Genomic DNA, 18230 nt, shown 5'->3' on the forward strand with positions numbered 1-18230 from the left:
TAATTCGTAATCGTTACTCCACCAATTAACAGGGAAGCTTATAGCGTTTCCCGACAAGCGTGATGTACACCTGTAGGGGCACAGCACTGCCGTGCCCCTACACCTGGCAGTATAATGTTGTACCGCATTTGAATGCTGAATGGGAACTGCTATAAAACAACAAACCAATTAAATTGCTCTGTCCCTTAATTACGAATTACGAATTACGAATTACGAATTATTTCTGTTGTCTATTTGAGCGCGTTGTAAACTTCCAGAAAAGTCAACATAAACGCTTTTCCATTCTGTGAACACATCTAAAGCAGTGGTGCCAGCTTCGCGGTGTCCGTTACCGGTTTGTTTGACACCACCAAATGGTAAGTGTACTTCTGCACCAATTGTGGGGCCATTAATATAAGTGATACCTGCTTCGATGTCGCGCATGGCAGTAAAAGCGCGGTTGATATCGCGGGTATAAACTGAAGAAGAAAGACCGTAATTGGTATCATTGAGAATGGCGATCGCTTCTTCAAAAGAACTAACCTCAATTAATGCCACCACTGGCCCAAATATCTCTTCACGGGCAACGCGCATATTGGGAGTTACATCATCCAAAATAGTCGGTTGAAAGAAGTAACCATTTTTTAATTCGCCAACAGATGCGATTTCCCCACCAATTAAAACTTTTGCTCCTTCCTCACGGGCAATATCTAAATACTTGCTTACCTGTTGGAGTTGCTTTTCATTGATTATCGGCCCGATATCTGTATCGGGGTCATAGCCAGCACCCAAGCGTAACTTACTGGCACGCTCATAAAGCATAGCAGTAAATTTTTCTTTGATGTCACGATGTAAAATCAGGCGACTTGTAGCGGTACACCGTTGACCGGTTGTGCCAAAAGCACCCCACACTGCACCATCCAAAGCTAGTTCCAAATCAGCATCTTCCATTACCACTTGGGCATTTTTGCCGCCCATTTCCAGACAGACGCGCTTGTGAGTGCGTCCGCAAGTCGCGCCAACAAAAGCACCAGTTTGGGAAGAACCAGTAAAGGACACCAAATCAACATCGGGATGTTCAACTAAAGCTTTCCCCGCCTCTTCTCCCACACCATGCACCAGGTTAATTACTCCTGGCGGTAAACCTGCTTGTTGGAAAATTTCAATCAATTTAGTTGCACACGCAGATGTATCTTCGGCAGGTTTGAGGATGACTGTATTACCGCACACCAGTGCTGGCATAGCTTTCCAGCAAGGAATTGCCACTGGAAAATTCCACGGGGTAATCAAAGCGCAGACACCTATGGGCATTCGCACAGTCATGGCGAATTTATTCGGCATTTCCGAGGGTGTGGTTTGCCCAAAAAGTCGCCGTCCTTCACCAGCAGTGTAAAAGGCGCAATCAATACCTTCTTGCACATCTCCCCTGGCTTCTGTCAGGGGTTTACCCATTTCTCGACTGATTAACTGGGCAAGTTCTTCTTTGTGTTGGAGTAATATTTCCCCGACGCGAAAAATGTATTCTGCCCTAGCTGGGGCTGGGATTTTGCGCCAACTGTGGTACGCTTTGCGGGCGGCGGCTACCGCTGTATCTACATCCTTAGCTTGGGAACGGGGAAATGTCGCAACAAGTTCGGTTCTGTCAGCAGGGTTGCGGCTTTCGAGAATTCCTTCTTCTACAGCAGTCAACCATTGACCGTTTATGTAATTGCGGCAAGATAGCGGAGTTATCATCACAAACACCTCCGACTGATAATCTAGTGGAATTTGTGTACTAAGTTTGCTTGCTTTCTACCTTATCGTCAAGTCAGGAGTCAGAATTCAGAATTCAGGAGTCAGGTTTTTATCTCACGCAAAGGCGCAAAGGCGCAAAGGAAGAAATAAGATTGCGATCGCAACACATGAAAACTGCTGTAAACCAATATTCATTACTTCAATTCTGAATTCTGACTCCTGAATTCTGAATTCTTTCCCTTAAGGCACGAACGCCAAAACCCCCACAGGAGAACCAGAACCACCACGCAATCTGAGAATTCCGATCGCTAGAGTACTACCTTTAGGTGGCAGTTGATCCAAATTGGTGAGATTCTCTAGCACAATGCGCGGTTGTTCTAATACCAGGTGGTTAGTAGCAAAGCTGTTATCTTGTCCTGGGTCTACACCATGAGTATCAATTCCTACCCCAGCTATTTGCCGTTGCTCAAGTAAAAATTGGGTGGCATCACTGCCAAACCCTGGAAAGTGGCTAATTCCTTCGGCATCCTGATTGAAGAATGCATTTTTATCAAACCACTTCTTTTGCCAACCAGTATTCAGTATAACTACGCAGCCAGGAGAAATTTCACCGTATTGTTTTTCCCAAGCCAGAATATCAGCGATCGCCAGGGCATAATCAAAATTCTCTTTCACGGCTTCACGGATATCTATAACTACCGCAGGTACAACTAAAGACTGGGCTGGGTATTGGTCAATTCCGATACTATGACTATAAAAACTATTAGGGGTGTTGATATGGGTGGCACTATGTTCTCCCAAGGAAAAACGCCGCAGGTAATAGCCATCGTTATTCAATTCAGCCACAGTTTCAAATTCTACTGGGGGGTCGCCAGGCCATTGGGGAATGTCCAAGTCAATGACATGGCTTAAGTGAATAACACGTGTATAGGTGATACTCTTTTGACTTTCGGGTTGTATCATCCCAGCCTTCTATTTGATTGCTAAAGTATTTCTTTCAAAAGTGCAATGTTTAGCCTGGATTTTTCACAAAGTAATAATACAGTATCGCATTCCTGAGTGCGATCGCCGCAGCTGATTTAGCGATCGCTCACGATGGGCGTTCATAAAGCTCAAAGGTTCATTCACGAAGCTCAAAGAGAGATTGGAAAAAATAAAACCTAAGCTTATAGCATTATCAATTTTCAATAAATAAATATTATTTTGTGCTAGCCTCCACTTACCACCATTGAATACTAGAAATTAAATAAAACGGTGCGTTAGCCTTTGGGATAACGCACCCTACTAGCGTGGCAAGACTAAAGTAGTGCATTAGCTTGACTCTTGTGGGATGGGCGTCTCGCCCGTCCGGTGCGGGCTAGAAGCCCACACTACAAGAAAATTTATTACAACATTTTAGGCTTGACACGCTACTACTAAAAAACTCACAATGTCTCTCTAATGCTCAATACTTCTCTACGAGAGGCTGCGCCAACGGCAACTCTTGGAGACGCTACGCGTAGCTTGCTTCCCCGTAGGGGTACGCTCAGTACAAGTGCCCAATGCCCAATGCCCTATTTTCAAGACAAGTTTATTTGTTGGAAAATACTTGTCTGGGGTCAAAATTCTAAAACCGGCCAGTCTGGTTCACGATAGTAGCGCGTCATGTCGTCAAACTTCCGCAATTCAACGCGATCGACCAAAAATTCTGGCAAATTCAGCAACAATTGTTGATTCAATTCAGAAAGCATCGTGCTGAAGTTTGTGCGGTCTAGGTCAGATGGAATTTCCCCAAAATAGGCTAATGTAATATGCGCTGTAAAGTGATAATGCTGCTCAATACCCAAAGCCATTAACTTCGGGTTTTGATAAATTGTTCGGCGAAATTGAATAATTTCGTCGTAGCAGCGTTCATCCTGAGGTACTAAACAAACTGCTATAGCTCTTGGCATCAGTATTAATCCCAGCATTTGCCATTGAATAGGATGATTCCTGTTTGTCATCAATTGTTGATATTGCTGGAATATTGCGCCTAAACAAGAGTGTAACTCTTGATCGAATTTGGGATTTTTTTGGCAGGCGTCAAGGAAAGCACTGTCCCAAATTAAATCAGCCAAAGTCAGATGGAAGCTAGCAGGAGGTACGGGCACAATCAAATCACGGTTTACAGGTAACTCCAAAAGTCCCTGTTGGTAAGTCTGTAATTGTTCATAGAAAGCAGAGTTTTTCGATTCTTCTTCAGCAGGCGGCGTAATTAACGTATAGCCAGGAAAGGACGCTGCTTGTCTCACCCCAGAATTTGCCTGGAATTTAGAAGATTCCTGGATATGCTGGGCTTGGGATTTGTAGGCTTCTGGCAACGTCAGCCGTGCTAACCGATTTAAGTAAGTTTGATAGTTGTCGTCCAATCTTCATTGCCTCACGCTCTCACTTGATAGATTTTAGGGAAAATTCTCCAGATTAAGAGAATGATTTCAAAAGTATTTAGTTTTTTGGTGTGATGATCGAGGGATGAGGGAGTGGGGGGAGAGTTGGGAGAATATAAAAAAGCTTCCTACACCCCCCACACTCCCAATGCCCCATTCCCTACTCCCCACTCCCCGTGTTTCTTCAGAGGTTAGTCTATGCCAATCTACGTTTACTGGGGTGAGGATGATTTTGCTATGGAAAAAGCGATCGCTATGCTGCGCGATCGCGTCCTCGATCCCCAATGGATTAGTTTTAACTACACTTCATTCCCACCAGATCAAGCTGATGCTGCAATTGAGGCGTTAAATCAGGTGATGACGCCAACTTTTGGCGCTGGTGGCCGTTTGGTATGGCTGATTAATACTACTGTTTGCCAGCACTGTCCAGAGAATGTGTTGGCAGAATTAGGGCGATCGCTACCAGTGATTCCCGAAAACTCTTTTTTATTGCTCACCAGCCGCAACAAACCGGATGAACGCCTCAAGTCTACGAAACTATTAAAACAATTTGCTACCGAGTTCCGAGAATTTCCACTGATTCCCCCTTGGAAAACAGAATTGCTGGTGCAATCTGTTAACCAGGCAGCTCAAACTCTTGGCGTGAAACTGACTGCGAAAACTTCCGAGTTGCTGGCTGAATCTGTAGGAAATGATACACGTCTTCTCTACAATGAGATGGAAAAATTGCGTCTGTATGCCCAAAATAGCAATAAACCTTTAGACGTAGATATCATTAGTAAGTTAGTAAGAAATACTACCCAAAATAGTTTACAATTAGCAGCAGCAATTAGAACAGGAGACACCGCAAAAGCTTTGATTACTTTAGCCGATCTCATCAATGCTTCTGAGCCGGGATTACGGATAGTGGCTACATTAATTGGACAATTTCGCACCTGGCTATGGGTAAAGATTATGATGGAAAGTGGTGAGCGAAATCAACAAGCGATCGCTATTGCTGCTGATATCGGTAACCCCAAACGCATCTACTTCTTGCAGCAAGAAATTAGGCTCCTTTCTGTACAGCAGTTAATTTCTTGCTTACCCCTACTACTAGAGTTAGAAGTGAGCCTTAAACAAGGAGCATCAGAAATGTCAACACTCCAAACTAAAGTAATCGAGCTTTGTCAAATATGTCGAGGAAGTTCACAATAAATATAAAAGCTTGATAGACGACCCTATTTGATCGCCTAAAAAAACTCGCCCTCAATTTGAAACAGCTGATTCCCTACTCCCTACTCCCTACTCCCTACTCCCTATCTACACAAATAAATTCAAAAATCAAAACCGATTACTATATATTGGGCAGTTACTGGAACTTCCTCCTCCGAAAATAATTCAAAGTCCTTATAAAATCCCTGATGTAGTTCTGTATGACACGACATATGAAGAAAATTTCTTATTTCTTTTCTCAATCGAACCGAAAGCGAATCCTTTCCCAATCATTCTTTTTCGGTGTTATAGCCACTGTAGGTTTGATTTCCAACGGCTTTTCATCAAGTTCAAAAGCTTATGGTCAAACTCCAACAGTTAACAATACTGAAATCAAAAGCTATGCTCAAGCCGTGCTAGCAATGGAACCAGCGCGTCAAAACGCCTTTGAAGAAATTAAAAAACTTATTGGCAGTGGAGAAATTCCGAAGATTGTTTGTAATGATTCTAACAGCATCAATGGTCTTCCCCGGAAAGCTCAAGATATCGCAGTGAATTACTGTACTCGCTCTCAAAAAATTGTCGAAGATAATGGTCTGAGTATCGATCGCTTCAACAAAATTACTATAGAACTACAAAATAACACTAATTTAAAACGGGAGGTTTACAATACCTTATTAATCCTGCAACAAACTCCTGATATGAAGTAGAGACATAGCAATGCTATATCTTTACTTACATAAAAATTAGAGATTACCAGAGCAAAGCCGTAAACAGTCAACAGTTATCAGTAAACATTGGTAACTGATAGCTGGTAATTTTTAATTTTAGTATGGGAAAATAAACCTAAAAATTAAACGCTTTCAAAAAATTCATTGTTTTATCTTTAATAAAGGTAGCACCTTCTGTTTTAACAACTCAATTAAGGCTGATTCCATATACTCATATTCATCTGGTATATCTAAACATATAATTTTTTTATCTTTAAGGAACGGCTGAAAATTTTTTGATAGCTTGTTTTTATGCGATTTCTCCATGACAAAGATAATATCAGCCCAGGCAAGAGCTTCTGTTGAAACTGGTACTTCGGCATACCGATCTAAACCTGCTGAGTCTGTTTCCAATCCTTCATACTCAGAAAACACAGCTTCGGCGGTAGGACTTCGCAATCTATTCTGGCTACAAAGAAATAAAAGCTTTTTCATTGATTAGTATTAATTTTGTGCAGCCATTTTTCATAACTTTCATTGAATCACCAAGTAACTGTTTATAGGTTTTCAACTTCCTCAAAGTGAGCAGATAAACTACTTTACTTTGCGATTGCCCCACAGATAAATTAACGGATACCTGAGTGCCTCTGCAAGCGATCGCCATTAGATTCGGAATCGCAAAACCACAGATTTTATCTGATATTTTCTAGCTAATTCTTGCAAATCTTTAAGTAGTTGCGATCGCATCTCTTCAGCTTTATCCACCTTGAACTAAACCTAGTTGACTAATAACGCTAGCAGGTAAACACAGCAATGTTGCACTTGTATCAACTAAAACATCATCCACCGTAGAAGAGCGCACTTCCTCCAAAGAAATGAAGCCTCGCCCAGCCAGAACTTGATCGATTCGATTTGTGAGAGTGAGGGTAACTATTACTTGTCTGATCTACTTACCCTGAAGATTTGGCAGTACTAGCTTACCCATTTGAGTTAACTCTTGCTGAGGATTTTTAATTTATTGTGGTTGTTGGGCTATTACCTCAACAGACTCCATGAGTTGCAATCACTTGGAGCAATGAAAATTTTTTTTCCCTACTCCCCACTCCCTACTCCCTATTTTCAAGGCAGTCATTCGTTGCAAAGAGCCAGTTTCAATCCTTAAGCGGCGAGGAGTGTACGAAAAAGTAGTAGAGTGAAAAATGCATCTAGTAGCGTTAGAATCTTGACTAAATTACCTGTGCGAAAAATAGTTATTGCCGGTAACTGGAAAATGTACAAAACCCAGGCAGAGTCCGAAGACTTTTTACGAGGATTTCTGCCCTACTTACAGGAAACGCCTGAAGAACGTGAAGTACTATTGTGCCCTCCTTTCACTGACCTCAGCGGTTTGTCCAGGAATTTACATGGTAGTCGTGTACAACTGGGGGCGCAAAATGTCCATTGGGAAGAATATGGAGCCTACACGGGTGAAATTTCTGCCCCCATGCTGACAGAAATTGGCGTGCGCTTTGTGATTGTCGGTCATAGCGAACGACGACAATACTTTGGTGAAACAGACGCCACGGTTAATCTGCGCCTGAGAACAGCTCAAAGGTTTGGTTTGACCCCGATTCTCTGTGTTGGCGAAACTAAAGAGCAACGAGATAAGGGAGAAACTGAATCACTGATTAGTCTCCAACTCGACAAAGGTTTGGTAGATATCGATCAGAATAATTTGGTGATAGCCTATGAACCGATTTGGGCAATTGGCACTGGTGATACTTGTGAAGCTGTGGAAGCTAATCGCATAATTGGCTTAATTCGTAGCGAATTGAGTAATCCAAATGTATCAATTCAATATGGTGGCTCAGTCAAGCCAAATAATATTGATGAAATCATGGCTCAACCAGAAATTGATGGCGTTTTAGTCGGAGGAGCAAGTCTCGAAGCTGAGAGTTTCGCTCGGATTGTGAATTATAAGTTAGTCTAATGTGCCTTTTTCTCGTTCCCATGCTCTGCATGGGAATGGCTAATATCACCGCAAGCCCTAGCTTCGATTTTTGACTTTATGGGTGAAGCATTCAAAATTCTGACTTCTGAATTCTGAATTCTGAATTCTGACTTGTGACTTCTTTTTATGCCAACTAACTTGAAAATCCGGGGACGCTGTTTCGAGTGGGAACAGCGGACTTATTTGATGGGCATTTTGAATGTAACGCCTGATAGCTTTAGTGATGGAGGTGAGTTTAATACGACCTCTGCGGCTTTAGTCCAGGCGCAAGCATTGGTAGCTGCTGGTGCTGACATTATTGATGTGGGTGGTCAATCAACTCGACCAGGGGCAAAGCAAATAACTCTCCAAGAGGAACTAGACCGGGTGCTATCGGTGTTACAGGTACTCAGACCAGAAATTTCAGTACCCATTTCTGTAGATACTACCCGTGCTGCTGTAGCAAGGGCATCTGTAGAAGCTGGGGCAGATATGATTAATGATATTTCCGGCGGTAGCTTTGACTCGGAAATGTTGCCAACGATCGCCAGTTTGGGTGTGCCGATTATTTTAATGCACATTCGGGGAACACCACAAACCATGCAACAGATGACCGATTATCAAGATTTGATGGCAGAGATTTTTAGTTTTTTGCAAAAGCAAATCGCGGCTGCAACTGCTGCGGGCATTGATCGGGATAAAGTGATTATCGATCCTGGTATTGGCTTTGCCAAGAATTATGAGCAAAATTTAGAAATTTTTCAGCAACTGCGATCGCTGAGGGCACTCAACTGTCCTATCTTAGTAGGAGCATCTCGTAAAAGTTTCATTGGTCGGATTCTCAATCAACCAGATCCCAAAGCACGAGTTTGGGGAACCGCAGCAGCTTGTTGTGCTGCGATCGTGAATGGGGCTGATATCCTGAGAGTTCACGATGTCCAAGAAATGCGCGATGTTTCCCTGGTAGCCGATGCAATATTTCGACAAGCCGCACAGCGTAACTTTTAGGTAGTACCGTTTTCGGACTTTTTGCTGCTATCTTCGTGAGTCACTGACTCAGCAATTAACTCCTGAAACATTTCAGTTGAATTAGCTGGGTCTACAAAGACAATTTTGGCATTATTGCTCTCGCTGAGTTGTTGGCTAGCCTTGACGTAATCTTGAGCCACGAGGTATCGCAGAATTTCCTTACTTTCTGGATTTTCACGTAAGGCTCTAGCAATGATTTCAACTGAAGTCATAGTTCCTTCTGCTTTGCGAATAGCCGCTTCCTTCTGTCCTTCTGCTTCCTTAATCAGCGCCCGTTTTTTGATTTCAGCAGCTTGCTCATCTTCCCTAGATTTACGTACACTCTCAGGTAGAGTAATTCTTTGAAGATCTAACCGCAGAATTTGCACTCCCCAATCTGCCGTTATTTCATTCAACTGGTCTAAGATAGCTTTGTCCATCTCCGCCCTAGAGACGTTAGTCTGCTCAAGGGTGTTTTGAGCGATGATTTCCCGCAGCGTGGTTGTGGCCAGCTGTATCAATGCCCCTTGAAGATCTTCGATCGCGTAAAAGCTTTTTTCGATATCTACAATCCGCCAGTATACAATCGCGTCTACTTCTACATAAATATTATCTTTGGTGATCACATTCTGGGGTTTGATATCAATAAACTGCTCTCGCGTGGTATCTTCCATAACAATTTGATCCACCAAGGGAACAATAAAGTTCAGTCCTGGCTTAAGTTTCCGATGATACCGCCCCAAGCGTTCCACTAGGGCTTCATTTCCTTGATTAATCAGTTTTGCAGAACCTAAGGCATAACCTATAAGGGCTAAGACTATAGCAATGATTGGCTCCATATATGCTCCTATTTAGCTGTTTGGCAGAATTTAGTGTCAAGGATATGCTACTAGCTTGTCATAGTTTCTAAAAGCATAGATAAATATCTCAACATCGGCGGTGATGTCTGATGTCGAGTCGCTGGGTGTTTTGTACGTAGGAAACTTTCGCGGAATGCGATCGCTATTAAAGCACCTCGATCGCACCCTGGCAAGGAGTACTTTCTGTAATCAGCTTTACTTACACCAACATCTCCAGACAGCCTAAATTTTTGTTCCGTATATTTACTTTAGTTAAGTAAAAATAATTTTACGTAATTTTTAGTAGTAATTTAAAAACTCCAGTATAATCCGGTTTAAATTAGATTCAGCCACTAAAAATAATATAGAAATACTATGGGCAGATTGTTAATCAAACTTATAGGTTTAATCTTGCTTTTTACAGGTTTATACTTTTTTGGTCAAAACATCATATTTGTTAGCGGTTATTATTCAATTTTTTCCCGTAGCTTACCTGCTACTGCCTCAGTTTTAGCAATTATGGCAGGTGCCTTGACATTGGTGTTTTTTCACCGAGAGGCTAGCAATTTGGGATGGATTTTGTTAGGTGTTGGTATAGTACTAGTTTTCTTGAGTGGTGGAGTAATTTTTAGATCGACTAGCTTATGGAATTTATTGGTTGCTTTTACTGCTTTAACAGTCGGATATAAATTATTAAATCAGGGCAGAATCAACTTTTAAAAATAGTAGAGTCAGAGAAATTTAACACGATCATTTTCTCCTCTTTTTGATTCAGGCTGAGGTACATTAGCGCACTTGCATTAAAATTGTAACTGAGTGCCGATTTCAACAACCGTGAAGTACACATAACCAATCTCAACCAGATCAATAGCCTCTCAATCATGGCTTTGTTCAGGGGGGTTTTACTCAGGTTGAGGCTACTATTACAATGGAAACTATTGATTATGAGGACAAGGCGAGAATGACTCAGGTTGTTCTAGGAGAAAATGAAGGAATAGACTCAGCTTTACGTCGGTTTAAACGCCAGGTTTCCAAGGCTGGCATATTGGCTGACGTGAAATATCATCGGCACTTTGAAACACCGTTGGAAAAACGCAAACGTAAGGCAGTGGCAGCTAGACGCAAAAGACGTTTTAAATAAAACTATTTGCTTTGGTACTGATGTTGCTTGAGGTAATAACCTACAACAGGCAACGACGCGTAGGCATAGCCTGTCGTAGACATCGCCATTATTCTTACAAAAATTAAGCAAGATGTGCGGCACCCCTTTTTAGGGTGTCGATGAGTGATTTTACTTTTACACAGAGTGTGTAGGAGCTTTATATTGGTTGGATGGAGCAAGCTACAATAGCTGCCCATCAACCAAGATAAGAGGCTGGGGGCTGGGGATTGGGGATTGGGGGATTGGGGGAGATGAGGGAGATGAGGGAGATGAGGGAGAATAAATCCTAACTCTTAACTTCTAACTCCTAACTCCTAACTCAGCACTCAGCATTCAGCACTCATCTTAAGACTCAGAATTATTAATAGTGCGGCTATTACAAATATTCATTGCCTTTTCTACTCCCTGCTTTAGGCTGAGTTCTACACAGTCAACCACGAACTGAAGTACAAGAGACATCAGCTGATTTTCGCTAGCAGAAAATCGCCCCAGCACATGGGAGATAGCATCGGAATCGTCATTATTAGGTGCATCTTTGGGTTTACCAATACCGATTCGCAAACGGGGAAAGTTTTGAGTGTTGAGATGTGCGATCGCACTTTTCATGCCATTATGTCCCCCAGCCGAACCAGACAAGCGCAGACGAGTTTTTCCCAAAGGCAAATCCATATCGTCATAAATTATTAACACTGACTCAGGCGGCAATTTATACCAACTCGTCACTGCTTGTATGGCTTGTCCGGAACGATTCATATAAGTCAAGGGCTTAAGCAAGCGAATTTTACCTCCACCTGGTGCCATGCCCTCGCCATACTCTCCTTGAAACTTGCGATTTTCCGCTAGGTTAATGCGCCAAGAACTAGAGAGAGTTTCCACAGCAGCAAAGCCAATATTATGGCGCGTTTGGTCATATTTGCTTTCTGGATTCCCCAACCCGACAATTAGCTGGGGAATCACCAAAGCTGGTTGCGTAACAGCTTCTGTCATTTTGCTACAGTCAATCAATTTTAGATTTTAGATTTTAGATTTTGGATTGACAAAGACCATAAGGGTAGATAGTTGAGTGATTTTAGATTGACGATAGCGCTTTGGATTGTTCTGCTGACCAGAAACTTTGCTCTCAAGCGCCAAATAATCTAAAATCCGAGTTGTAGTGTTAGCACACCAAAGGTGCGACCTAAAATCCAAAATTGGGATGTTTTCCTAGCCAACTTGGGAAGAACTAGCAGTATCTTGCTGTGATTTAGCAGGCTCGATTTGCTTGGGTTCCAATTCAGCGGTAGTTTTCACAGCTTCTTCTAACTGTTCAGCTTCTTTTTGAAACTCGGTTTGAAACTCCTTAGAAGCTTCTTGAAAGCTGCGAATTGTTTTGCCCACACTCCGCCCAATCTCTGGTAGCTTCTTTGGCCCAAAGATTAACAGCGCCACTACCATAATTACAGCCATTTCCGGCAGACCGATACCAAATATATTCATTTGTTATCTCCTATAATTTCTAAAACCACTATATAGACTCACACACATATTATTATGTAGTCTACTCAAAAATCGCCTATTATAAAAAGCGATCGCCCCACAAGCGAGTGATGTCTTATGTCACTGACCATCAAAATGCTTCCCAATACACGGGTAGGGAACATGGCTGTGCCCCTACAAAGACTTTGGAATGTGCTGTATGTTACTCTAATCTATTGAACCAAGTTTCTAAATCTGCGATTGCGTGAAAATCTAACAAAGCTTCACCGAGATTTTCTAATTCTTCTATTGAGAGAGTTTCAATTCGCTCGCGCACCTCTTGGGGTAATTCTCCCACACGGCGAGTTAGTTGACGGAGAATCAGCGATCGTTCGCGTTGTTCTCCTCGTTGTTCGCCTTCAGCGAGAATCTCTTGATAAATCACCGATTCGCGCATCATACCCTCCCGAAACAAGTTTCTAATCAAGTCTTTTTCGTATTTTAACCCCGCTAAAATTTGAGTGTAGGCGGAAATTTCTAGTCGTTCTCTTAGCTCAAGTTGATTCACTCGTTCCACCACTTGTTGCAACAAGTTTTGGGGTTGGGTGGTTGCAGTTAGTGGTGCTAATGGTAACAAAGCCTGGTTATTGAGGAATAATTCGGGATTTTCTTCCCACATACAAATCACGCGATATTCGTGACGAGTAGTTTCCACATTGAAGGATGTTTTTCGGACAGGAGTTTGCAGAGATTGTCAAAAGACATGAATTTTACACTTTTTCCGACTTTTCAAATATCCTCTCAAGTCCAACGCCTCCGACCCTTGGATGAAAATGATTTATTCTTTGCAGATGCCTTGAGATTATTTTTTTTGCCCAGTCACAATAAAACCTGGAAAACCTGCTAAAAAATGCCCTGACTCGTGCATTTTTTTTAATTGATTTACCCATTGATTTAAGTCGGATTCTGATATAACTTTTTGATTAATAGCTTGCTCTAAAATTCCATGACAAACCCACATAAAGAAATCATATGGTGCTATATTAGTGTGCGGAACAAAAGTAATGTTGCTTAAACCTAATTCTTCAAATATTTACGGAAGTTTACAACCTATTAATCCATTGGGGAAACTGTCTGATATGAAGCCAACTATTTTGCGATTTAAAGCGGGAAAAGCCGAGTTAACAAAAGTGCCGTCTAAGTAAAAATCAAAGATAGCAAGCTTTCCGCCAGGACGCAATACACGAATCATTTCCAACACTGCGTTCTTTGGGTTTTCTAGGAACAATAAAACACGTTCTGCCCGACACGCATCAAAGCTATTATCATTCATCTTGAGAGAGTTGGCATCAGCTACATAATACTTGACTGACAGATTTAATTGATCTGCTCTTTTCTTCGCCTCCTCAATCATTAACTCACTTTTATCTACTCCCACAACTAAACCATTGTTACCAACAATTTGTTTTATACGTTGTACTTCCTGACCGATTCCGCACCCGACATCTAAAACGCAATCACCTTGTTTAATGCCTAAATAATCGATGATTTTCTGCTTGCATACACGCACAGAATCTATTTCGTCACATTTATCTAAAAAGTCAAATAAAAATTTTGGTTCGTTCATTTTTTCGGGAGATTGAAATCCAAGGGCTATATTTTGCATAACGTTTTTAGAAGATACTGGATGAATTGAGAAAAAGTTGCCTGATAAAGGAATTGTATCTGAACTGCCAAATCCCAAAAATCAAAAAGTTACATCTCAGCCATGAATGGCTTGGGTTGATTAATACTTTAATACCAGACAGCACAACATGGTGTTCATTTTGTTAACAGACTCCATGTACTCTTCTTCTGGGAGTGATTCTGCTACTATACCTGCTCCAGCATTTAGGTAAATCCAGTCATCATATTGATAGATGGAGCGGATGGCGATCGCTAAATCTACTAGTCCAGTGCTGTTTATCCAACCAATAGCACCTGCGTAAATACCTCGTGGCTCGTCTTCTAGGCGAGCTATCCATTCCAACGCCTCACTTTTATCAATACCGGACACAGTAATGCCTGGAAATAAAACTGCAAGAGCATCCCATAAAGTTTTCTTTGATTTTAACTGACCGCTCACTCGTGATGATAAATGCTGTACATAGCGGTATTTCTTGACCTGCATAAAGTCGAATATTTTAACTGTCCCAGGTACAGAAAGTTTGGCAATCTCTTGTTGAGCAAGCTCGACGGAGAGCGCGTGTTCCTTAACCTCTTTAGCATTGGTAAATAATTCACTATACAGGCGAGCATCTTCTTGCGAGTTTTCACCACGTCGCCGAGTACCTGCCAACGGATTGGTAATAACAAATCCTTGATTGTCTATTTGCATCAATATTTCGGGACTAAAGCCTACAGCACGTACATCTCCTATATTCAGACAATATGAACGGGCAGAGTTATTAACTTTCGTTCCGGCTATATAGGTTTTAATAACGTCCATATCTCCTTTTATCTTTACATAACGAGAAAGTATGGCTTTTTGTAATTTACCTGCTTGAATAGCTTGAATGAGAACATCTACTTTACTTTGATAACATTCCCGCTCGTTATCAGTAATATTAATCGATATGGGTGTTGGAACAAACTCTGTTAATTGGCTATTAACTGATAACAATTTTTTGATTTTATCTAGCGATTTTATGCTTTTAATTTTTACTCTTTGTCTAGTAATGTGAAGTTCAGTTTCTGGCACAATAAAACATAAAAGTGGTTGCTGTATTGCTTTGGAGTAGCTTGAGTAGAAGCGAACTATATCAAAAGCAATATAGCCATAAGCCGTCCAATCTCTAATTTGCAAAGACGCTAATAAGGATTCTACTTGTTTAAATGGATCGCTAATAGGGACTGACAGCTTTTTTTCTGCATCTTCTAATGAGACAGCCTCGCAGCTTACTGATACCTTAAATAATATATTACCAGCAATATGCACTTCGTCCTGCTCTTGATAAAGAATATAGTCAGAAATAACACCTGACTCAAGCAAATTTTGCAACACAATAATAGGATGAATTTCCCCTGTTACAAACACTTCTTCGTACTCATATGTTTGTGTTTCGTTCATGAGATTTTTTGATGATTGATATATATTTTAAGAGAGGACTGCTGTTGCCACAAATTTCCTATACAAGGACTTGCTTTTCTAACTTTTCTCATGAATGAAAAATGCTTCTAAATCTTTATCTTTATGCGAAATAAACGCAGATATTTAGAATTTGAAAGTTTTATTTTCGGAATGATCGCACTTCCACTTGGTTGCGTTAAATGTAATAATTTGCTTGCTTTTGACCCAACAAAAGCATAATTATAGCGGTTTTCGGTTGAGTCAAATACACTCTTGAGGGCACGGCACTGCCGTGCCCCTACCCACCACGATATAATTTTGTATTGCATCCAACTGAGAATCGCTATAAAGTTGTTAGACAAGTTGGGTTCGAGTAATTTAGGTGAACAACAAGCTGTTTTTAAAAAAGCATTACCGCTTTTCAATAATTACAAAACTATAGTTTTAGGGGATCGCGAATTTTGTTCAGTAAAACTAGCTAATTGGCTTTGCTGGAGATTATCTAACTGTGTCCAGCCCATTCTCTCTTGACGTAGCTTGGGATTGAGAACTTTTAGCGCAGTGCGATACATTGATGCTGCGGGAAACCCTAAAAAATCATCTTGTATCCATTTCCTCAAAACTAGGACTACTTAACAATGTGCCAGTTGCAGGCGATCGCTTTCATTATTTATAGTAATAAATATTGTCAAGTTCCAACAGATATTATTGCTCAACAGTCAAAAGTATTTACAAAGTACTAATGACCGTCTTCTACTTTCGTAGAAGCTAGGCATAGCTTACTTTTTTGTAGTTGACTTTTGACCCCTTCGGGGTTCGCCAGTCGCTCATGGGGGAAACCCCCAAGACCGCGCTGGCTCACTGTGAACAGTGTAATATTTTTTGAACTGTCAGTCGCTTCAATTAAAATTATAAAGGTCCACCATCGGGATACATTACTGCCAGCCGTTTTTTACGGAGTTCGACTGTTTCTAGATAGATTTCTTCAATTTGTTGAAATACGTCTTCAGAAATACCGAGTTTCTTTGCTGCTTTGAGTACTACAACCCGTTCTTTTTCACTATATTCTCCATCAGCACAACAAGCTTGTATTGCATCATAAATTAGGAAACGCCGTGATACATCTACTGAAGAATGTCCAGTAACGACAGTCTCGATATCTTCATTAGCCTTGTAAACTTTGAGTTGTTCAATGATTGCAGGGTTGCAATTGTAGGCATAGGCATATCCAATCACCCAATCTCTTTCTTCATCTGCTAGTGTTCCATCACCACTAGCACAAGTAAGCAGCGTTTTGTAATAAGATTCATAAGCTATGTCTACTGGAAGCTGTTTAAAACCAAATTTTTCCTTAAATAACCACAAAGTGCCTAAACTGTTCTCTTTGTCTTGAATATTGCTAGCCATCTTTGTTTTTTATACCTATATCGTCGTAATTTATAATTGGGATTATTGCAGATTACAGCATGATTTTTGCATATTCACGGTTTTTGAAAGCATAAGAATAACTAATGTCTTCAATAATAAACAGAAGTTGAGCATCCGTAAGAAGTTAAGATAATTGCACTTTTGTCAAGGGGGTGCGAAAAAAGGGGCTAGATTCAGCTTAGTGACTGTTTTCGCAGAGCTTTGACTATACCTAAATCTTGATTCTCTTTTGCAGCAAAGTATTTAATCGGGTCATCGGCATTAGCTTTGTCATGGGCAACACTAAAAGAGTATTTTAGCTGATTGACAAAGTACGCTTTTTCTTAACCTCTCACTGGTGTATCTGGAGAGATTGTAACGGGTTGTTTGGCGATCGCTTATAAACCCTCTGACACCGTATTTCAGTAATGAAGTGGAGGCACAGCCATGTTCCCTACTCTGCACTTAAGTAAGTCGGCGTAAATAATTATCGTTGGGATAAGGCAGGGGGCAGGGGGCAGGGAGCAGGGGGAGAAAGAGTTTGAGCCTTATTTACTTTTCTTTACACAGTTTGGTTTTATTGCACCGACTTACTTACACCCATATTCCTTCTGAATTCTGACTCCTGAATTCTGAATTCTGAATCACAAAAAAACCCGGACTAGCCGGGTGTGAGTTCACTTGTTATCTAAACTAGATAACCCTGTATCCATTAGCGTCCTAAACTGCGCCAATCGACAAGTACATCCTGAACCAAGATTGTTTTATTGTAAAGTTGCAGAATAATCAGCAGAAACACAAAAAACAGCAACATAAAAACAGCCATCACAGGGGTAGTACCCCAACCTGGTGCCACTTTCCCATACTCAGAGTTCAGTGGTCTCAGGATATCTCCCAACCTAGTCCTTTGTGCCATAGTTCACCTAAGATTACTTGCCAAAGCTTTTTTTAATCTTCTGTAATATTCTATAAGAATAGCACTCATAATCAATCTTAAAATTATGGAACCCGCAATAGTTCTTAGCATTTCTGTGGCCGCTGTCTTGGTTGCCATTACAGCTTTTGGAATTTATACCTCCTTTGGTCCTCCCAGCAAGGAATTGAGCGATCCTTTTGAAGACCATGAAGACTAGGATAGTCGTTTGTCAGTGGTCGTTTGTGAATGGAAAATCACGACTAACCACCGAAAAGTGACTTCCAAATACAAAAGTATTTTTTGTAGGGTGGGCATCTCGCCCCGCCCGTAACAAAGGGCGGACAAG

19 protein-coding genes and 2 pseudogenes are annotated in these 18230 nt (G+C 41.2%); 9 read left to right on the forward strand and 12 right to left on the reverse strand.

What is annotated here, in order from left to right; all coding sequences use genetic code 11:
• Positions 1-210: 210 nt before the first annotated feature.
• The 3 genes from IQ276_RS24230 to IQ276_RS24240 all read right to left on the reverse strand — a co-directional run bounded on the left by IQ276_RS24230 (position 211) and on the right by IQ276_RS24240 (position 4100).
• Positions 211-1713, reverse strand: a complete 1503-nt coding sequence (locus IQ276_RS24230; protein WP_193914006.1) for an aldehyde dehydrogenase family protein — start codon at positions 1711-1713, stop codon at positions 211-213.
• 240 nt (positions 1714-1953) lie between these two features.
• The gene (locus IQ276_RS24235) at positions 1954-2676 is read right to left on the reverse strand and encodes a cyclase family protein (RefSeq protein ID WP_193914005.1); all 723 of its coding nucleotides are present in this window, start codon (positions 2674-2676) and stop codon (positions 1954-1956) included.
• A gap of 635 nt (positions 2677-3311) precedes the next feature.
• Complete coding sequence (locus IQ276_RS24240; protein ID WP_193914003.1) at positions 3312-4100, reverse strand: DUF1868 domain-containing protein; 789 nt, start codon at positions 4098-4100, stop codon at positions 3312-3314.
• A 216-nt stretch (positions 4101-4316) separates the two neighbouring features.
• Here IQ276_RS24240 and holA point away from each other — a divergent pair, with 216 nt between their 5' ends.
• Together holA and IQ276_RS24250 are read left to right on the forward strand one after the other, a co-directional pair.
• Complete coding sequence (gene holA / locus IQ276_RS24245; protein WP_193914001.1) at positions 4317-5312, forward strand: DNA polymerase III subunit delta; 996 nt, start codon at positions 4317-4319, stop codon at positions 5310-5312.
• A gap of 230 nt (positions 5313-5542) precedes the next feature.
• Complete coding sequence (locus IQ276_RS24250) at positions 5543-6019, forward strand: DUF4168 domain-containing protein (RefSeq protein ID WP_193914022.1); 477 nt, start codon at positions 5543-5545, stop codon at positions 6017-6019.
• A gap of 162 nt (positions 6020-6181) precedes the next feature.
• Here IQ276_RS24250 and IQ276_RS24255 read toward each other — a convergent pair whose 3' ends face one another.
• The gene (locus IQ276_RS24255; RefSeq protein WP_193913999.1) at positions 6182-6514 is read right to left on the reverse strand and encodes a low molecular weight protein tyrosine phosphatase family protein; all 333 of its coding nucleotides are present in this window, start codon (positions 6512-6514) and stop codon (positions 6182-6184) included.
• A gap of 742 nt (positions 6515-7256) precedes the next feature.
• On the opposite strand from IQ276_RS24255, the gene tpiA reads away from it, so the two are divergent.
• Together tpiA and folP are read left to right on the forward strand one after the other, a co-directional pair.
• Positions 7257-7988, forward strand: a complete 732-nt coding sequence (gene tpiA / locus IQ276_RS24260) for a triose-phosphate isomerase (protein ID WP_193914020.1) — start codon at positions 7257-7259, stop codon at positions 7986-7988.
• A gap of 147 nt (positions 7989-8135) precedes the next feature.
• Positions 8136-8996 carry a dihydropteroate synthase gene (folP, locus tag IQ276_RS24265; protein WP_193913997.1) on the forward strand — a complete coding sequence of 287 codons (861 nt, stop codon included), beginning with the start codon at positions 8136-8138 and terminating at the stop codon, positions 8994-8996.
• On the opposite strand, the gene IQ276_RS24270 is transcribed toward folP, so the two are convergent.
• Complete coding sequence (locus tag IQ276_RS24270; protein ID WP_193913995.1) at positions 8993-9835, reverse strand: SPFH domain-containing protein; 843 nt, start codon at positions 9833-9835, stop codon at positions 8993-8995. The genes folP and IQ276_RS24270 overlap by 4 nt on opposite strands.
• A gap of 103 nt (positions 9836-9938) precedes the next feature.
• Here IQ276_RS24270 and IQ276_RS24275 point away from each other — a divergent pair, with 103 nt between their 5' ends.
• The 3 genes from IQ276_RS24275 to rpsU all read left to right on the forward strand — a co-directional run bounded on the left by IQ276_RS24275 (position 9939) and on the right by rpsU (position 10976).
• A complete protein-coding gene (locus IQ276_RS24275) occupies positions 9939-10082 on the forward strand; it encodes a hypothetical protein (RefSeq protein WP_193913993.1) in 144 nt (47 codons plus the stop codon).
• A gap of 128 nt (positions 10083-10210) precedes the next feature.
• Positions 10211-10555 carry a hypothetical protein gene (locus IQ276_RS24280; RefSeq protein WP_193913991.1) on the forward strand — a complete coding sequence of 115 codons (345 nt, stop codon included), beginning with the start codon at positions 10211-10213 and terminating at the stop codon, positions 10553-10555.
• 241 nt (positions 10556-10796) lie between these two features.
• Positions 10797-10976: a 30S ribosomal protein S21 gene (rpsU, locus tag IQ276_RS24285; protein ID WP_008226419.1), complete on the forward strand. Its 180-nt coding sequence runs from the start codon at positions 10797-10799 to the stop codon at positions 10974-10976.
• Positions 10977-11342: 366 nt separating this feature from the next.
• Here the strand turns inward: rpsU and pth are convergent, their stop codons facing one another.
• The 5 genes and pseudogenes from pth to IQ276_RS24310 form a co-directional block, all read right to left on the reverse strand.
• Positions 11343-11984, reverse strand: coding sequence for an aminoacyl-tRNA hydrolase (gene pth, locus IQ276_RS24290; protein WP_190876097.1), 642 nt, complete (start codon positions 11982-11984; stop codon positions 11343-11345).
• 216 nt (positions 11985-12200) lie between these two features.
• Positions 12201-12473 (reverse strand): TatA/E family twin arginine-targeting protein translocase, encoded by a 273-nt coding sequence (locus IQ276_RS24295; RefSeq protein WP_073640199.1) that lies wholly within the window; start codon positions 12471-12473, stop codon positions 12201-12203.
• A 202-nt stretch (positions 12474-12675) separates the two neighbouring features.
• Positions 12676-13188 (reverse strand): annotated as a pseudogene (locus IQ276_RS24300) (DUF4351 domain-containing protein); the annotation flags it as partial.
• 357 nt (positions 13189-13545) lie between these two features.
• Positions 13546-14079 (reverse strand): methyltransferase domain-containing protein, encoded by a 534-nt coding sequence (locus IQ276_RS24305; protein WP_193921531.1) that lies wholly within the window; start codon positions 14077-14079, stop codon positions 13546-13548.
• A gap of 159 nt (positions 14080-14238) precedes the next feature.
• A complete protein-coding gene (locus IQ276_RS24310; protein WP_193921534.1) occupies positions 14239-15561 on the reverse strand; it encodes a salicylate synthase in 1323 nt (440 codons plus the stop codon).
• 351 nt (positions 15562-15912) lie between these two features.
• Here IQ276_RS24310 and IQ276_RS24315 point away from each other — a divergent pair.
• A pseudogene (locus IQ276_RS24315) lies at positions 15913-16050 on the forward strand (IS4 family transposase); the annotation flags it as partial.
• 420 nt (positions 16051-16470) lie between these two features.
• Here IQ276_RS24315 and IQ276_RS24320 read toward each other — a convergent pair.
• Together IQ276_RS24320 and psbH are read right to left on the reverse strand one after the other, a co-directional pair.
• A complete protein-coding gene (locus IQ276_RS24320) occupies positions 16471-16968 on the reverse strand; it encodes a tellurite resistance TerB family protein (RefSeq protein WP_193921536.1) in 498 nt (165 codons plus the stop codon).
• A gap of 712 nt (positions 16969-17680) precedes the next feature.
• Positions 17681-17884: a photosystem II reaction center phosphoprotein PsbH gene (gene psbH, locus IQ276_RS24325; protein WP_073640200.1), complete on the reverse strand. Its 204-nt coding sequence runs from the start codon at positions 17882-17884 to the stop codon at positions 17681-17683.
• A gap of 85 nt (positions 17885-17969) precedes the next feature.
• Between psbH and psbN the strand changes: the two genes are divergently transcribed.
• On the forward strand, positions 17970-18101 hold the full coding sequence (gene psbN / locus IQ276_RS24330; RefSeq protein WP_190876100.1) for a photosystem II reaction center protein PsbN: 132 nt from the start codon (positions 17970-17972) through the stop codon (positions 18099-18101).
• The last annotated feature ends 129 nt before the right edge of the window (positions 18102-18230 follow it).

The sequence above is a fragment of the Desmonostoc muscorum LEGE 12446 genome, assembly GCF_015207005.2.
In the GTDB taxonomy this organism is placed as follows: domain Bacteria; phylum Cyanobacteriota; class Cyanobacteriia; order Cyanobacteriales; family Nostocaceae; genus Nostoc; species Nostoc muscorum.

What these genes read in the sequence shown, in the direction of transcription:
- IQ276_RS24230 (WP_193914006.1), bottom strand. Translation starts at nt 1,713, where the DNA reads ATGATAACTCCGCTATCTTGCCGCAATTACATAAACGGTCAATGGTTG.
- IQ276_RS24235 (WP_193914005.1), bottom strand. Translation starts at nt 2,676, where the DNA reads ATGATACAACCCGAAAGTCAAAAGAGTATCACCTATACACGTGTTATT.
- holA (WP_193914001.1), top strand. Translation starts at nt 4,317, where the DNA reads ATGCCAATCTACGTTTACTGGGGTGAGGATGATTTTGCTATGGAAAAA.
- IQ276_RS24250 (WP_193914022.1), top strand. Translation starts at nt 5,543, where the DNA reads ATGAAGAAAATTTCTTATTTCTTTTCTCAATCGAACCGAAAGCGAATC.
- IQ276_RS24255 (WP_193913999.1), bottom strand. Translation starts at nt 6,514, where the DNA reads ATGAAAAAGCTTTTATTTCTTTGTAGCCAGAATAGATTGCGAAGTCCT.
- folP (WP_193913997.1), top strand. Translation starts at nt 8,136, where the DNA reads ATGCCAACTAACTTGAAAATCCGGGGACGCTGTTTCGAGTGGGAACAG.
- IQ276_RS24270 (WP_193913995.1), bottom strand. Translation starts at nt 9,835, where the DNA reads ATGGAGCCAATCATTGCTATAGTCTTAGCCCTTATAGGTTATGCCTTA.
- IQ276_RS24275 (WP_193913993.1), top strand. Translation starts at nt 9,939, where the DNA reads ATGTCTGATGTCGAGTCGCTGGGTGTTTTGTACGTAGGAAACTTTCGC.
- IQ276_RS24280 (WP_193913991.1), top strand. Translation starts at nt 10,211, where the DNA reads ATGGGCAGATTGTTAATCAAACTTATAGGTTTAATCTTGCTTTTTACA.
- rpsU (WP_008226419.1), top strand. Translation starts at nt 10,797, where the DNA reads ATGACTCAGGTTGTTCTAGGAGAAAATGAAGGAATAGACTCAGCTTTA.
- pth (WP_190876097.1), bottom strand. Translation starts at nt 11,984, where the DNA reads ATGACAGAAGCTGTTACGCAACCAGCTTTGGTGATTCCCCAGCTAATT.
- IQ276_RS24295 (WP_073640199.1), bottom strand. Translation starts at nt 12,473, where the DNA reads ATGAATATATTTGGTATCGGTCTGCCGGAAATGGCTGTAATTATGGTA.
- IQ276_RS24305 (WP_193921531.1), bottom strand. Translation starts at nt 14,079, where the DNA reads ATGAACGAACCAAAATTTTTATTTGACTTTTTAGATAAATGTGACGAA.
- IQ276_RS24310 (WP_193921534.1), bottom strand. Translation starts at nt 15,561, where the DNA reads ATGAACGAAACACAAACATATGAGTACGAAGAAGTGTTTGTAACAGGG.
- IQ276_RS24320 (WP_193921536.1), bottom strand. Translation starts at nt 16,968, where the DNA reads ATGGCTAGCAATATTCAAGACAAAGAGAACAGTTTAGGCACTTTGTGG.
- psbH (WP_073640200.1), bottom strand. Translation starts at nt 17,884, where the DNA reads ATGGCACAAAGGACTAGGTTGGGAGATATCCTGAGACCACTGAACTCT.
- psbN (WP_190876100.1), top strand. Translation starts at nt 17,970, where the DNA reads ATGGAACCCGCAATAGTTCTTAGCATTTCTGTGGCCGCTGTCTTGGTT.